General features: G+C 76.5%; 15 protein-coding genes. 6 read left to right on the top strand and 9 right to left on the bottom strand.

Annotation, left to right across the window (positions count from 1 at the left end; genetic code table 11):
* The first annotated feature begins 190 nt into the window (after positions 1–190).
* Positions 191–844 (top strand): maleylpyruvate isomerase family mycothiol-dependent enzyme, encoded by a 654-nt coding sequence (locus tag ACFVXN_RS06035; protein WP_389228839.1) that lies wholly within the window; start codon positions 191–193, stop codon positions 842–844.
* 64 nt (positions 845–908) lie between these two features.
* Positions 909–1,361 (top strand): hypothetical protein, encoded by a 453-nt coding sequence (locus tag ACFVXN_RS06030; RefSeq protein WP_389228836.1) that lies wholly within the window; start codon positions 909–911, stop codon positions 1,359–1,361.
* Between the two features lie 10 nt (positions 1,362–1,371).
* Here ACFVXN_RS06030 and ACFVXN_RS06025 read toward each other — a convergent pair whose 3' ends face one another.
* Complete coding sequence (locus tag ACFVXN_RS06025; RefSeq protein WP_389228833.1) at positions 1,372–3,495, bottom strand: EAL domain-containing protein; 2,124 nt, start codon at positions 3,493–3,495, stop codon at positions 1,372–1,374.
* Between the two features lie 235 nt (positions 3,496–3,730).
* Between ACFVXN_RS06025 and ACFVXN_RS06020 the strand changes: the two genes are divergently transcribed.
* Positions 3,731–4,510 (top strand): glycosyltransferase family 2 protein, encoded by a 780-nt coding sequence (locus ACFVXN_RS06020; RefSeq protein WP_389228830.1) that lies wholly within the window; start codon positions 3,731–3,733, stop codon positions 4,508–4,510.
* Between the two features lie 23 nt (positions 4,511–4,533).
* On the opposite strand, the gene ACFVXN_RS06015 is transcribed toward ACFVXN_RS06020, so the two are convergent.
* The 4 genes from ACFVXN_RS06015 to ACFVXN_RS06000 form a co-directional block, all read right to left on the bottom strand.
* Positions 4,534–5,367 (bottom strand): phosphotransferase family protein, encoded by an 834-nt coding sequence (locus ACFVXN_RS06015; RefSeq protein WP_389228827.1) that lies wholly within the window; start codon positions 5,365–5,367, stop codon positions 4,534–4,536.
* Positions 5,357–6,589: an RNA polymerase sigma factor gene (locus ACFVXN_RS06010; RefSeq protein WP_389230498.1), complete on the bottom strand. Its 1,233-nt coding sequence runs from the start codon at positions 6,587–6,589 to the stop codon at positions 5,357–5,359. The genes ACFVXN_RS06015 and ACFVXN_RS06010 overlap by 11 nt, the downstream gene beginning before the upstream one ends.
* Positions 6,590–6,642: 53 nt before the next feature.
* A complete protein-coding gene (locus ACFVXN_RS06005) occupies positions 6,643–7,056 on the bottom strand; it encodes a YciI family protein (protein ID WP_389230495.1) in 414 nt (137 codons plus the stop codon).
* A 165-nt stretch (positions 7,057–7,221) separates the two neighbouring features.
* On the bottom strand, positions 7,222–7,557 hold the full coding sequence (locus ACFVXN_RS06000; protein WP_389228824.1) for a cupin: 336 nt from the start codon (positions 7,555–7,557) through the stop codon (positions 7,222–7,224).
* 112 nt (positions 7,558–7,669) lie between these two features.
* On the opposite strand from ACFVXN_RS06000, the gene ACFVXN_RS05995 reads away from it, so the two are divergent.
* Entirely contained in the window at positions 7,670–8,404 is a 735-nt protein-coding gene (locus ACFVXN_RS05995) for a class I SAM-dependent DNA methyltransferase (protein WP_389228822.1), read from the top strand.
* Between the two features lie 21 nt (positions 8,405–8,425).
* Here ACFVXN_RS05995 and ACFVXN_RS05990 read toward each other — a convergent pair whose 3' ends face one another.
* Positions 8,426–9,547 carry an AI-2E family transporter gene (locus ACFVXN_RS05990; protein WP_389228819.1) on the bottom strand — a complete coding sequence of 374 codons (1,122 nt, stop codon included), beginning with the start codon at positions 9,545–9,547 and terminating at the stop codon, positions 8,426–8,428.
* 238 nt (positions 9,548–9,785) lie between these two features.
* On the opposite strand from ACFVXN_RS05990, the gene ACFVXN_RS05985 reads away from it, so the two are divergent.
* Complete coding sequence (locus ACFVXN_RS05985; RefSeq protein ID WP_389228816.1) at positions 9,786–10,781, top strand: LacI family DNA-binding transcriptional regulator; 996 nt, start codon at positions 9,786–9,788, stop codon at positions 10,779–10,781.
* A gap of 18 nt (positions 10,782–10,799) precedes the next feature.
* On the opposite strand, the gene ACFVXN_RS05980 is transcribed toward ACFVXN_RS05985, so the two are convergent.
* Positions 10,800–11,468 (bottom strand): MBL fold metallo-hydrolase, encoded by a 669-nt coding sequence (locus tag ACFVXN_RS05980; RefSeq protein ID WP_389228813.1) that lies wholly within the window; start codon positions 11,466–11,468, stop codon positions 10,800–10,802.
* Between the two features lie 102 nt (positions 11,469–11,570).
* On the opposite strand from ACFVXN_RS05980, the gene ACFVXN_RS05975 reads away from it, so the two are divergent.
* Positions 11,571–12,338, top strand: a complete 768-nt coding sequence (locus ACFVXN_RS05975; RefSeq protein ID WP_389228810.1) for a ParA family protein — start codon at positions 11,571–11,573, stop codon at positions 12,336–12,338.
* Positions 12,339–12,602: 264 nt separating this feature from the next.
* Here the strand turns inward: ACFVXN_RS05975 and ACFVXN_RS05970 are convergent, their stop codons facing one another.
* Together ACFVXN_RS05970 and ACFVXN_RS05965 are read right to left on the bottom strand one after the other, a co-directional pair.
* Complete coding sequence (locus ACFVXN_RS05970; RefSeq protein WP_389228807.1) at positions 12,603–13,187, bottom strand: MerR family transcriptional regulator; 585 nt, start codon at positions 13,185–13,187, stop codon at positions 12,603–12,605.
* Between the two features lie 196 nt (positions 13,188–13,383).
* Positions 13,384–13,854, bottom strand: a 471-nt coding sequence (locus ACFVXN_RS05965; protein WP_389228804.1) for a bifunctional nuclease family protein, incomplete at its 5' end; no start/stop codon positions are given.

Below are 13,854 nucleotides of genomic sequence, written 5' to 3'. Positions count from 1 at the left end.
TCGATGGCGGTCGCTCCTCGGGGCGCAGGACGGGGCGGGTGCCCGTGCAGGGTCCCGGGCTGCCCATCGGCGCCGCGCGGGACGGTGTGAGCCGGCCCCCGGGTGAGGTCGGCCCCGGTGGCCTACGGTGCAGGTGTCCCGCCCGCGACCGCGTGACCTGCCCGCCCGACGGACACCAAGGAGCCCGCCGATGGACCGCTGGACCCCCGACCGCTACTGGGAGGCGATCGCGGCGGAGCGCGCCCGGCTCCTCGTCGACCTCGACCACCTCGGGCCGCGGGACTGGTCCGCACCGACGCTCTGCGGGACCTGGACCGTCGAGGAAGTCGTCGCGCACCTCACCGCCGCCGCGAGCACGGGGCGCTGGCGGTGGCTGCGCAGCATCGTCCGCGCGCGGTTCGACGCGGACCGGCACAACGAGCGGCGGCTCGCCGAGCACCGCGGGGCGACCCCGGCGGAGACGCTCGCGCGGTTCGAGTCCGTGGTGCGCTCCCGGGTCGCACCGACCGGCGACCTGTGGGCCTGGCTCGGCGAGGTGGTCGTCCACGCCACCGACATCCGGGTGCCGCTCGGGCTGACGGCCGAGCCGGCGGCGGACGCCGTGGTCGCGGTCGCCCACGGGTACGCGCGCAAGGACCTCGCGGTCCGGTCCCGCAGCACGGCGCAGGGCCTGCGCCTGGTCGCGACCGACAGCGAGTTCCGCGCAGGCCACGGCCCCGTCGTCGAGGGGACGACGCTCGACCTGGTGCTGGCGATGGCCGGGCGCACCGCCGCGGTGGGGCGCCTCGCCGGCGAGGGGGCACCGTTGCTCGCGGCGGCGACACCCCGGGCGGCCAACCGCTGAGACCGGCGCGGGCGACCGACCGGGCCTCCGCGCGGCCCGCGAGCCGGTGCGGGACGATCGCGGCATGACCACGCCGAGCGACGCGCCCCCTGCCCGGGCCTCCCGCGCGCGCCCGGTGCTGCGGTGGGCCCGCGCGCGCCCGGAGGACGTCGTCGACGTGCTGGTCTACGTGGTGGTGCTCAACCTCGCCGTGGAGCACGTGCCGGTCGTCCTCAGCGAGGGGTTCACGCTGTCGCTGCTGACGGCGCTGCTGCTCAAGGTGGCGCTCGAGGTCGTGCTGCGGGTCAAGGGCGTGGTGCTCGCGCGGCTGCGGGCGGCGAGCACCGTGCGGCACCGGGTCGTCGCGGCGGTCGGGCTGTGGGTGGTCGCGGCGGGGAGCAAGGTCGCGGTGCTCGAGCTGGTCGCGCTGGTGTTCGGGGACGCCGTGCAGCTCGGGGGCTTCTGGTCGGTGACCGCGCTGGTGCTGGTGCTCCTGACCGCCCGCGCGGGCGTGCGCGCCCTGCTGCGACCCGCCTGACCCGGGGGGCTCAGCCCGCCGCCGGGAGGGCGGTCGGCTGCAGCGGGGCGTGCAGCGGGCCCTGGGTGCGGTCGCAGCCCAGGTCGACCAGCAGGCGGCGCGTGGCCTCGTCCGCCACGCCGTCGGCGACGACCCGCACGCCGAGCCGGTGCGCCAGGTCGACCGTGGCCGCGACCACCTCGCGCGTCCGCGGGTCGTCGGCCACCCGGACCGTGCAGGTCGCGGCCAGGGTGATCGACCGGACGGGCAGGTCGCCCAGGTGCGCCCAGGTGGCGTGACCGGTGCCGAAGTCCGCGATCCCGACCTGCGCGCCGAGCGCGATGATCCGGCCGACGACGTCGAGCGCGAGCGCCGGGTCGCGGACCAGGTCGGCCTCGACGACCTCGACGCCGACCAGCCCCGCCGGGAGCTGCCACCGGGCGAGCGCCTCCTCGAGCGTGCCGACCAGGCCGGGCAGCTCCAGGCTCCCCTCCGGCAGCGCGATCAGCACCGGCAGCTCCTGCCCGGCCGACCGCCGGCGGGCCGCCTGGCGCACCGCGGCGTCGACGAGGTGCGCGGTCAGCGGCTCGAGCAGGCCGTGCTCCCCCGCGAGCGCCACGACCTCGGCCCCGTCGACCGGCCCGCGCCGCGGGTGCTCCCAGACCTCGTGCGCCACGACGGCGAGCACCTCGTCGTCGGCGGCGGTCTGCGGCCGGGTGTCCAGCCGCAGGCCGCCCGCTCCGGTCCCGCCGGCGAGCAGCGTCCGCAGGTCGGCGACCAGCTCGCGGCGGTCCCGGACCCGTGCGTCGGCCTGCGCGTCGTGGACGCGCACGCCGCCGCCGGACCGCTTCGCCGCGTACATGGCGGCGTCCGCGCGGCGCAGCAGGTCCCCACGGTCCGCCGGTCCGAGCCGCGTGCTCGCCACTCCGACGCTGGCCTCGACGACCAGGGCCAGACCGTCGACGTCGAGCGGGTCGGCGACCGCGGCGCAGACCAGGTCGCCGACGGCGACGGCCCGCTCCGGGTCGGCGTCGTCGAGCACGACCGCGAACTCGTCGCCGCCCAGCCGGGCCAGCAGCCCGTGCCCGGCCGTGACGGCTGCCACCCGCGCGGCCACCACCTGCACCACCCGGTCGCCGGTGGCGTGCCCGTAGCGGTCGTTGATCTCCTTGAACCGGTCGAGGTCGATGACGAGCAGCGCGGCGCCGTCCGGTCGCGCGGTCCCCGCGTCCACGGCCTCGAGCAGGGCCCGCCGGTTGGCGACGCCGGTCAGGGTGTCGGTCCGCGCCTCGGCACGCGAGGTCGCGAGCGCCTCCAGGTCGCGCACCAGCCGCGAGACCCGCAGCGAGCCGCCGAGCACGGCTGCGGTCGCGAGCACGGCTGCGGTCGGGGACTCGCGGGGCAGCAGCAGGCACAGCAGGAGGACCACGGCGCCCGCCACGATGACCACCACCGAGCCCCAGGTGGTCGCCTGCGGTGTCGCGTCGTGGGTCGCCACGGGCGCGGGCGCGGGGCGGCCGGTCGTCGCGACCAGCACGGCGAACCCGGCCCACGCGGCACCCAGGACGCCGGTGGCGGGCGCCTGCGCGCCGGTGCGCACGGCGAGAACCAGCAGCACCACCTCGACGGCGAGCAGGACCGCGGTGGCCACGGCCAGCGCGACGGCGCGCGGTTCCCGACGCAGGTCGGCGATGGCCGCGACCGTCCCCGCGGTGCCGAGCAGCACCGTGAGCACCGCGACCCGGACGAGTCCGCCGGCGAGCGTCACCGGCGCCGGGGCGTCCACCCCGGGGACCTGGTCCACCACGAGGAACCCGACCGCGAGCGCGCCCAGCACCCCGCTGACGCCGTTGAGCCAGTCGCTCGGGTCGGACATCGCGGTGCCGTTCCGGTTCCACAGCACCAGCCCCTGGTACGCGAACCCGCAGCCGAGGAGCGCCCCCACGGTGAAGCCGGCCCCGTGGCCGGCGGGCGGTGCCAGAGCGAGGGCCGCCTCGGCGGCGAGTCCCGTCCCCAGGGCGGTCCCCGCGCGGACGAACCACGCCTGCACCCGGCGCGCGTCGCGGTCCTGCGCCGCGGCGCGACGGTGCACGAGCCCGGTGCACAGCAGCACGGCGGCGGCGGCGAGCCCGAGCCACATCGGCGACCACTCCATCCTCGTGGGACCGCTCGCGCGGGATGCCCTGCGGCGGCCGTGCGAGCCGGCCCCGCGCGCCGTGGTGGCGCGGGCGTGGCGACCGTACGCGCTCGGTGACGTGTCAGCAGCCGGGGCGACCGGAAATCACCCGCTCGGTCAGGCGGGCGTGCGACGGGACCGCGGCCCCGGTTGCGCCGCTGCCGCCCCCGTGAGCCGATGGACGGGTGCACTCCCCCGACCGTCCGCGGCCCGCGTGACCCCGCTGCGCCTGACCCTAGTGATCCCCGCGCGGGACGAGGTCGACCGGCTCCCCCGCTGCCTGGCCTCGGTCGCGGCCCAGACCCGCCCGCCGGACGAGGTGGTGGTCGTGGACAACGGCAGCACCGACGCGACGGCGAGGATCGCCGCGGCGGCGGGTGCACGGGTGGTCCACGAGTCCGAGGTGGGCATCTGGCCGGCGGCCGCGGCCGGCTACGACGCCGCGACCGGCGACGTGATCGCCCGGGTGGACGCCGACACGGTGCTGCCGCCGGGGTGGCTGGCGCGGGTCGAGGAGCTGCTGGTCGCCGATCCGTCCTGCGACGCGGTCACCGGGCCGGGACGGTTCCGGGGTCTGGGCCGGCCCTCCGCCCGGCTCGCGCAGCTGTGCTACATGCAGGCGTACTTCCTGCTCGCCGGCATGGCGCTGGGCGGGCCGCCGGTGTTCGGGTCGGCGTTCGCGGTCCGGGCGGCGGCATGGCGCGAGGTGCGCCTGCACGTGCACCGGGACGCCGACGTCCACGACGACCTCGACCTGAGCTTCCACCTGCGCCCCGGCGCGATCCGGTACGACGAGGGGCTCGCGGTGTCGATCTCGTCCCGGCCGTTCGACTCGCGGCGCGGGATGCTGCGCCGCGTCGCGCGCGGCTGGCGGTCCGTGGTGCTGCACTGGCCGCAGCAGGGGCCGTGGCGGCTCGCGGGCGACCGGGTGCTGGCGCGGGCCGGCGCGGTCCGCGACCGGTGGGGTCGGGCGCTCGGCCGGGTCGGCGGCTGAGCGCGTCGGCGACGGGGTCCCGCTCAGCCCGCGGCCCCGACGCCGAGGTGGTGCAGGAGCCGGGCGGTGTCGGCCCGGTGCCGTGGCGTGCTCCCCTCGTGCTCCAGGCACCAGAGCACCTGCTGGACCGCCGCGCGCACGCCGACGGGCTCCGGGTCGCCGGGCATGTGGTCCCACAGCGCGGCACGGGCGGTGTCGGCGTCGGCGGGTCCCGCCCACGCGCTGTCCCAGTCGAGGACGGCGGCGAGCCGCCACCCGCGTGGCCCGGGCCGCACGAGGACGTTCGCGTGGTGCAGGTCGCCGTGCACGAGCACCGCTGCCGTGCCCCGGAACGCGGCCGCGTGCGCGGTGAGCACGGCGTCGGCGAGCGCCGCCCGGGTGGGGTCGGCGATGCGTGCGCGAGTCCGGGCACGTATCGCCGCGAGCTCGCTGCGCGCCGGGGCGCGGGGGCTGGTGGCGTCGTCGGCCAGGTCGCCGAACGCGGGCGACGACGCTCCCCGCAGCCGCACGAGCACCTCGGCGAGCTCGTCGAGCACCCCGGCCCGGTCCGCCGGGTCGAGGGTCGGCGCGACCTCGTGCCAGGGGCGACCCGCGACCCGCTCCATCACGAGGTGCTGCCGGTCGCCGCGGACGCCCGCCCCCACCACCCGTGGCACCGGCACCCCCAGGCTCGCGGCGCGCTCCTGGACCCGGGTGGAGCGCAGCAGCGCCGGCCCGGACGCGTCCGCCACCTTGAGCACCAGCGGTGCGCCGCTCGCGGTCGTCACCCACCACGTCCGGGCACCGCCGTCGCCGGACGTCTCGGCGTCGACGCGCGCACCGGGCCCGACCAGCTCCGCGACCAGGTCAACCCGCACGGTGGTCCTCGGTGATCGTCGCCAGCCGCCGCAGCAGGACCGCGCGCTCGGCCGCGTTCCCGCACAGCGCCACCGCGCGCTCGGTCTCGGCCCGGGCCTCGGCGTCCCGCCCGAGGCGGCGCAGCAGCTCGCCGCGGACGCTCGGCAGCAGGTGCGACCCGGCGAGCGCGCCGTCCGCGACCAGGGCGTCCACCACCGGCAGCGCGGCGGCGGGGCCGCGGGCCTGGGCGAGCGCGACGGCGCGGTTGAGGTCGACGACCGGTGACGGCGCGAGCCGGCCGAGCGTTTCGTAGAGCAGCACCACGCGCTCCCAGTCGGTGGCGGCGACCGACGGCGCGACCGCGTGGCACTCGGCGATCGCGGCCTGCAGCCCGTACGCGCCGAGCCCCCGCCCGACGGCCCCCGCCGCCGCCAGCGCCGCACGGCCACGCCGCACGGCCGCGCGGTCCCACCGCTGCCGGTCCTGCTCGTCCAGCAGCACCGGGCTGCCGTCGGCGGCGGTGCGCGCCGGGAACCGGGCGGCGGTGAGCTCGAGCAGCGCGAGCAGCCCCAGGACCTCGGGCTCGGTGGGTTGGAGCCGCGCGAGCACCCGGGCCAGCCGCACCGCCTCGTGGGCGAGGTCCTGGCGGATCCAGTCGTCGCCGGAGGTCGCGGTCGACCCCTCGGTGAACACGACGTAGACGACGCTGAGCACCGGACCCAGGCGCTCGGCGCGCTCGTGCGGCTCGGGCACGGCGAACGGCACCCGTGCCGCGGCGAGCGTCTTCTTCGCGCGGGTGATCCGCGCCTGCACCGTCGCCGTGGGCACCAGGAACGCGCGGGCGATCTCGTCGCTGGTCAGCCCGCCGACCACCCGCAGCGTGAGCGCGACCTGCGCCTCGCGGGACAGCACCGGGTGGCACGCGACGAACATCAGGGCGAGCACGTCGTCGTCCACGCGGTCCGGGTCCCACGCCTCCTCGGGGCCCGGGACCGCGGGCCCGCCCGGGTCGAGGTCGCGGGCGAGCGCCGCGTACCGGTCGTCGAGCGCCGCGCGGCGCCGGAACGCGTCGACCGCCCGACGTCGACCCGTGGTCACCAGCCACCCGGCGGGGTTGGCGGGGGCACCCGTGCGCGGCCAGGTGACCAGCGCCTCGGCCAGCGCCTCCTGCGCGACGTCCTCGGCGAGCGCGAGCTCCCCGGTGGACCGCGCCAGGGTCGCGACGATCCGGGCGGAGTGCATCCGCCAGACCGCCTCGACCGCGGCGCGGCCCGTCCCCGCGTCGGTCGGGGTCGTCAGAGCTGGCCCGTCGCCTCGCGCCACGCCCGCTCCTTCTGGATCCACACGTTGTCCTGCGGGAACTCGTCGATGCTCGGCACCCGGCGGATCTCCGTCTTGATCCCGGGACCGGCCAGCGGCGCGCGCTTCGCCCACTCGACGGCCTCCTCCTTCGACGCGACGTCGAGGATCCAGAACCCGCCGAACAGCTCCTTGACCTCGCCGTACGGGCCGTCGGTGACCACGGGGGGCGTGGACGAGTAGTCGACGACGACCCCCTCGGCGGCGTCGTCCAGCCCCTCCGCGGCGACCAGCACGCCGGCCGAGATCATCTCGTCGTTGAACCGGCCCATCGACTCGAGGATGTCGTCGAACGTGAGGCCCGCGGCCTCCTCCGGGTTCCACGCCTCGCTGGACCGCATGATGAGCATGTACTTCACGGTGTGCCTCCTGGTGCGTCGGGCGGGTCCCGTCCGGACCCTCTCACCCCGGAGTCGAACGGGGAAGCCCCGGATCGACACCCCGGGCGGACCGGGTTCCCCGTGCGTGCACCGCCCTCGGCGCGCTGCTCGCGGCCCGAGCCCGCCCGGCCGAGGTCACGGGTGCGTGGGGTCCCCCTGGCTGGTCACGGTGGTGAGCAGGATCGCCGCGTCGCTGAGGGCCTCGACGCCGTGCCGGTCGTGCGTCACCGCGGTGAGGAACCCGGTCGGCAGGGTGTCGACCTGGTCGGCCGTGCTGACCGCGACCGTGCCGCGCAGCACGAGGATGCTCCCCGCGGGCGGGCTGTTGTGCTCCGCGAGGCGGGTGCCCTTGGTCAGGGCGATGACGGTCTGCCGCAGCGGCCCGTCGTGCACGACGAGGTGGGCGCTGCGCCCGTGCGGGTCCTCGTGCGCGGCGGCGATCTGGTCCTGCGCGAGCTGGTGCACGTCCATGCGGGTGTGTCCTTCCGGCGTCGTCGGCGGTCAGGACCCTACTCAACACGTCCCGGCGGACGACGGCTATTCCGGTGGCGCCCCGCGCGCCCCGGGTGCGACGGTCGGGGCCATGACGGACACCATCTGGACGGCGGAGGTCGCGGCCCGGTACGACGCGTCGAGCGCGGCGATGTTCGCGCCCGAGGTCCTGGGCCCGGCGGTCGACTTCCTCGCGGAGCGGGCGGGCGGCGGTGCGGCGCTGGAGCTGGCGGTCGGCACCGGGCGGGTCGCCCTGCCGCTCGCCGCGCGGGGCGTGCCCGTGCACGGCATCGAGCTGTCCGCGCCGATGGCCGCGCGGCTCGCCGCGAAACCCGGCGGCGACGCGGTGCCGGTCACGCTGGGCGACATGGCGACGGCGACCGCGCCGGGCCGGTTCCGGCTGGTCTACCTGGTCTTCAACGGCATCACGAACCTGCTGTCGCAGGACGAGCAGGTGGCGTGCTTCCTGAACGCGGCCCGGCACCTGGAGCCGGGCGGCGCGTTCGTCGTCGAGGTGTTCGTCCCGCAGCTGCGGCGGCTGCCACCCGGGGAGGTCGCGCTGCCGTTCGACGTGAGCGACGACCACCTCGGGTTCGACCGGTACGACGTCGTCCGGCAGCGGCTGGTGTCGCACCACTACACGGTCGAGGCCGACGGCTCGACGTCGACCGGCCGGTCCCCGCACCGGTACGTGTGGCCCGCCGAGCTGGACCTGATGGCCCGGATCGCCGGGATGGCGCCGACCGAGCGGTACGCGGACTTCACGGCGGCGCCGTTCACCGCCGAGAGCACGTCGCACGTCTCGGTGTGGCGGACCTCGGCCTGATCGCCGCGTCCACCGACCTCGTCAGCGTCCCTCGACGGCCTCGCGCCGCTTCTGCTGCACGGGCCGCGCGGCCTCGTGCGGGCCGTTCCAGACGGTCATCGCGCCCCACACGGACGCGGCGATCGGCACCGCCAGCACCGCGCCGGTGATCCCGGCGAGCACGGTGCCGACGGTCAGGGCGACCAGGATGACGAGCGGGTGCAGCGCGAGCGAGCGGGCCATCACGACCGGCTGCAGGAAGTTGCCCTCGAGCTGGTTCACCGCGATCACGATGCCGACGACGATCAGCGCGTCGACGGGTCCGTTGGCGACCAGGGTGACGAGCGCGGCGAGCACGCCGGCCAGGGTCGCCCCCACCAGCGGGATGAACGCCAGCAGGAACACGAGCACCGCCAGCGGGATGGCCAGCGGCACGCCCATCACCGCGAGGCCGATGCCGATGCCGATCGCGTCGACGGCCGCGACGATCGCGGTGCCGCGGACGTAGCCGCCCATCGTGCTGACCGTCTTCGCGCCGACCCGCTTGCCGCGCTCGTAGTGCGCGCCCTCGAACGGGCGGAGCAGGAACTCCCAGATCCGCGGACCGTCCTTGAGGAAGAAGAACAGCACCACGATCATCAGGACGAGACCGGTGACGAAGTTCGCCCCCGCGGAGAACCCGGCGATCGCGCTGGAGCCGAAGCTGCTGCTGGTGAGGAAGTCGCCGACCGACGACTGCAGGTCGGTGAGCTGCTGCTCGGAGACCTCGAACGGCAGGCCGTCCAGCGAGTCCTGCAGCTCGCCGAACCCGGCGACGGCCTGGTCCGCGAGGTCGTCCCACTGGTGCACGACGGCGTAGACCACCGCGGTGAGCACGCCGCCGAGCACCCCGACGATCGCGATCAGGGCGATCCACGTCGCGAGGATCGACGGCAGCCGGTGCCGGCGAAGCCACGAGACCAGCGGGTGGATGGCGCTGGCGAGCACCAGGGCGATGAGCACGGGGATCACGACCAGCGTCAGCTGCGTCACCGCGAACACCAGCACCGTGACCAGGGCCAGCAGCGCGAGCGCCTGCACCGACCGGGTGCCCACGCGGCCGAACCCGTCGGCCCAGAGCGCACCGGCCGAGGTGTCGCGGGGGTCGTCGACGCCCCGGGTCACCCGACCCGCGCGCGCTGCGTCACCCTGCGTCGGCGCGTCCGACCTCCGTCGTCCGAACATCTGCCCGACCACCTTCTTCCGCCGTCCGACCTCGGAGGCTACGGGGCGGGCTCGGGCGGCGCGAGCGGGCTCACCGACGCGTCGGGGGCGTCGTGCGCGCAGATCGGCGCCACATCCGCCCGCCACGCGCGGTGTGAAACGTTATCGATAACGGTTTCGGCGCGCTACGATCCTCCGCATGGGGCAGCGAGTGACCATCTCCGACGTGGCGCGGACCGCGGGTGTCTCCGTGGCGACCGTCTCGAAGGTCATCAACGGACGGTACGGGGTGGCGCAGTCCACCTCCTCGCGGGTCCAGGAGGTCATCGACGACCTCGGGTACGAGTCGAGCCTGGTCGCCCGGTCGCTGCGCTCGCACCGGACGCACGTGATCGGCATCCTCGTGGCGGAGTTCGAGCCGTTCAGCGCCGAGATCCTCAAGGGCGCCGCCACCGCCCTCGCCGACACCGGCTACGAGCTGCTCGCCTACACCGGCGGACTGCAGGGGCGCGGCGCCGGCTGGGAGCGCCGCTACCTGTCGCGCCTCAGCGGGACGCTGATCGACGGCGCCGTCCTGGTCACGCCAACGGTCGTGGACGCCGACGCCGGCGTCCCCGTCGTGGCGATCGACCCGCACACCGGCCCGACCGGCCTCCCCACCGTCGACTCCGACAACCTCGCCGGCGCCGTCCTGGGCACCCGGCACCTGCTGGAGCTCGGCCACACCCGGATCGCGTTCGTCGGCGGACGCGCCGACCTCGAGTCGTCCCGGCTGCGCGAGCAGGGCTTCCGCGAGGCGATGGCCGCCGCCGGTGTCCCCGTGGACGAGCAGCTGGTCCGCGCCGGCGACTACCGCAAGGAGTCGACCCGCGAGCCGGTGCGCGAGCTGCTCGAGCTGCCCGACCGGCCGACGGCGATCTTCGCCGCCAACGACCTGTCCGCCATCGCGACGCTCGAGGTCGCCCGCGACGCCGGCCTCGACGTCCCCGGGGACCTGTCGGTGATCGGGTTCGACAACATCCCCGAGTCCGCGATGACCGAGCCGCCGCTCACGACCGTCCACCAGCCGATCCAGCAGATGGGCGCCGCCGCGATCCAGATGCTCGTCGCCCTGCTCGACGGCTCCCCCACGCCGGACCCGCACGTCCGGCTGCCCACGGCGCTGGTCCGCCGCGGGACCACCGGCCCGCGCTGAGCAGCACGACCGCTCCCGTCAGACCGCGGTGTACGCGACCGGCTCGCCCGGCGTCAGCCGCCGGTACTCCTGCGCGCCGCCGAGCCCTGAGACCAGCCGGTCGCACAGGGCCTTGCCCGTGTCGCTGAGGATCGCGTCGTGGATCGGCGACGCCACCCGCGGCCCGACGGCCCGCACGTAGTCGATCGCGTCGGCGAGGCGCAGCCAGGGCGCGCTCACCGGGACCAGCAGCAGGTCGACCTCGACGCCCGCCGGCGGGAGCGTGAACGAGTCGCCCGGGTGCAGCACCGTGCCGTCGACCAGGTACGCCACGTTCGTGACAGGCGGCAGGTCCGGGTGGATCACGGCGTGCGCCTCGCCGACCGCCCGGACGTCGAACCCGGCCGCGGTGAACGCGTCCCCGTCGGCGGCCGCGTGCAGCCGCTCCGCGGGAGCGCCGGCCGCCACCAGCTGGTCGACGACCCCCGCCGGCGCCCACACCTGCAGCCGGTCGCGCCTGCCCAGGGCAGCGACCAGCGCTGCGGGGTCGACGTGGTCCGGGTGCTCGTGGGTGACCAGCACGGCGTCGGCGTCGTCCAGCAGCGCGAGGTCGCTGAACGACCCCGGGTCCACGACGAGCCGGCGCCCGTCCCGCTCGAACCGGATGCAGGCGTGGCCGCCCAGGGTGAGGGTCATCGGGTCGCTCATGCCGCCAGCATCACCCCGCGGGGCGGCGTCCGTCGACCCGGGAGCCGACCGCGGGTCGACGCCGGATTCCCCTGAACGGCCTGGTCCGGCTACCGTGTCCGCGTGCTGGTGCTGGGAGTGTGCTCGCTCAAGGGCGGCGTGGGGAAGACGTCGGTGACCCTCGGGCTCGCCTCGGCCGCGCTCGAACGGGGTCTGCGGACGCTCGTCGTCGACCTCGACCCGCAGGGCGACAGCACCCTCGCCCTCGCCACCGCGCCCGCCGCGAGCGACGTGGCCGGGCTGCTCGACTCCCCCACCGCCGAGACCCTCGCCGCCGCCACCGCCCCGAGCGCGTGGGCCGAGTCCGGGCTGGACGTCCTGGTCGGGTCCGCCGCGTCCTCGCGGCACGACGCCTACGACGGGGCCGTCGCGGACGTCGACCGGCTGCGGTTCGCCCTGGCCTGGGTGCACGACTACGACCTCGTGCTCGTCGACTGCCCGCCGTCCCTCGGCGGGCTCACCCGCACCGGGCTGACCGCCTGCGACCGCGCCGTCGTGGTGACCGAGCCGGGCCTGTTCTCCGTGACCGCCGTCGGCCGCGCGATGCGCACCATCGACGAGCTGCGCCGCGGGCCCGCCGGCCAGCTCCAGCCGCTCGGCGTGGTGGTCAACCGCGTCAAGGCGCGGTCGGTCGAGCAGGCGTTCCGGCTCGAGGAGCTCCGCGGGCTGTACGGGCCGCTGGTGCTGACGCCGTTCGTCCCCGAGCGCGCGGCCCTCCAGCAGGCGCAGGGCGCCGCGCAGCCGGTGCACGCCTGGCCGGGCGCGGGGGCGCGGGAGCTGGCGTCGACGTTCGACGAGCTCCTCGACCGCGCGCTGCGCGCCCCGCGCTGACCCCGGGCCGTCGCCCACGCCACCCGGGCTCGCGGGCCTGCACCCGCCGCCGGCCCCCGCCATCCCGTGCCGCCGGCGCCCGCCATCCTGCGCCGAGTCAGGACCGTCGCGCCGAGACAGGACGCCCGGTCGCCCTGTCTCGGGGCGACGGTCCTGACTCGGCGCGCGGGCGGACGCGCGGGCGAGCGCGTGTGCGGACCGGTGGCAGGACGACGCAGGCCCGGAGCTCGCAGCAGCGGGGTCCGGGCCTGGGAGTCGTGCGGGTCAGCCGGCGGTGCGGGCCTTGCGGCGCGCCGCGAGCTCGTCGTGGCCGGTGCCGACCGGGGCGTCGTCCTCGGCGCGCTCGGTGGGCAGCTGCGCCAGCGTGCCCTCGACCTCGCGCCAGACGCGACCGACCGCGATGCCGAACACGCCCTGCCCGCCCTGGACCAGGTCGATGACCTCGTCGGCCGAGGTGCACTCGTACACGCTCGCACCGTCGGACATCAGCGTGATCTGGGCGAGGTCCTCGACGCCGCGCTCGCGCAGGTGGCCGACGGCGGCGCGGATCTGCTGCAGGGAGACGCCGGTGTCGAGCAGGCGCTTGACGACCTTGAGCACGAGGATGTCGCGGAACGAGTAGAGCCGCTGCGTGCCGGACCCGGTGGCGGGGCGGACCGACGCCTCGACCAGGCCGGTGCGGGCCCAGTAGTCGAGCTGGCGGTAGGTGATGCCGGCCGCACGGCACGCGGTGGGGCCGCGGTAGCCGGTGGTGACGTCCAGGTCCGGCAGGTCGTCGCCGAACAGCAGGCCCTGGGCACGCTGGGGAACGCCGCCGGCAGCGTCTGCTGCCTGCTCGGTGCCGGTCACGGGGTCCTCCAGTCGTCGCGTCCGCCCTCGCCGGTCCGGCGGTCGCGGTCCACACATCGTGCGGTGTTCTGAGGGCAACGCTAGGGCCGCCACCAGGGCCGGTCAACGACCGCCGCGCCCGCGGTTCCCGGCGTGTCGCGCACGGCGTGTCTTACCTTCGACTTGAAGTTGAACCTAGGGGTCCCGGCGGCCGCGGTCACGGCCGCTCGCCCGGCTCCCCGCGCTCGAAGTCGACGGGCTCCACGTGGTCCAGGAACTCGCGGAACTGCGCCACCTGCTCGTCCGGGTCCGCGACCCCGGCGCCGGTGCCGGCGGCCTCCTCCACGCTCACCGGCGCCGCCTCCAGGCCGACCTCGGCCAGGACGTCCGTGGCGCACATCACCTTGCAGCCGACCCGCACCGCGAGGGCGATGGCGTCCGACGCCCGCGCGTCCACCCGGGTCCCGTCCCCCAGCACCAGCGCCGCGTGGAACACGCCCCCGACGAGCTCGGTGATCTCGACCCGGCGCACGGCGACGTGCACCGCCGCGAGGACGTCCCGCAGCAGGTCGTGCGTCATCGGCCGTGGCGGGACGACGCCGGCCTGCGCCGTGGCGATGGCCCCGGCCTCGGTGGGGCGGGTCGGCCTCGGGACGGTCAGGGGCCCCGCCCGCTGCGGGGGGAGCCC

This window comes from Cellulomonas sp. NPDC058312 (assembly GCF_042880135.1).
Lineage (GTDB): Bacteria > Actinomycetota > Actinomycetes > Actinomycetales > Cellulomonadaceae > Cellulomonas.
The sequence above is the reverse complement of the archived record's forward strand: the minus strand, read 5'-3'. Positions and strand labels throughout refer to the sequence as shown.

Excerpts from the sequence above, each read along its gene's own strand:
- ACFVXN_RS06010 (WP_389230498.1), bottom strand. The coding sequence starts at position 6,589 with ATGCACTCCGCCCGGATCGTCGCGACCCTGGCGCGGTCCACCGGGGAG.
- ACFVXN_RS06035 (WP_389228839.1), top strand. The coding sequence starts at position 191 with ATGGACCGCTGGACCCCCGACCGCTACTGGGAGGCGATCGCGGCGGAG.
- ACFVXN_RS06000 (WP_389228824.1), bottom strand. The coding sequence starts at position 7,557 with ATGGACGTGCACCAGCTCGCGCAGGACCAGATCGCCGCCGCGCACGAG.
- ACFVXN_RS05985 (WP_389228816.1), top strand. The coding sequence starts at position 9,786 with ATGGGGCAGCGAGTGACCATCTCCGACGTGGCGCGGACCGCGGGTGTC.
- ACFVXN_RS06025 (WP_389228833.1), bottom strand. The coding sequence starts at position 3,495 with ATGGAGTGGTCGCCGATGTGGCTCGGGCTCGCCGCCGCCGCCGTGCTG.
- ACFVXN_RS05995 (WP_389228822.1), top strand. The coding sequence starts at position 7,670 with ATGACGGACACCATCTGGACGGCGGAGGTCGCGGCCCGGTACGACGCG.
- ACFVXN_RS06005 (WP_389230495.1), bottom strand. The coding sequence starts at position 7,056 with ATGCTCATCATGCGGTCCAGCGAGGCGTGGAACCCGGAGGAGGCCGCG.
- ACFVXN_RS06030 (WP_389228836.1), top strand. The coding sequence starts at position 909 with ATGACCACGCCGAGCGACGCGCCCCCTGCCCGGGCCTCCCGCGCGCGC.
- ACFVXN_RS05980 (WP_389228813.1), bottom strand. The coding sequence starts at position 11,468 with ATGAGCGACCCGATGACCCTCACCCTGGGCGGCCACGCCTGCATCCGG.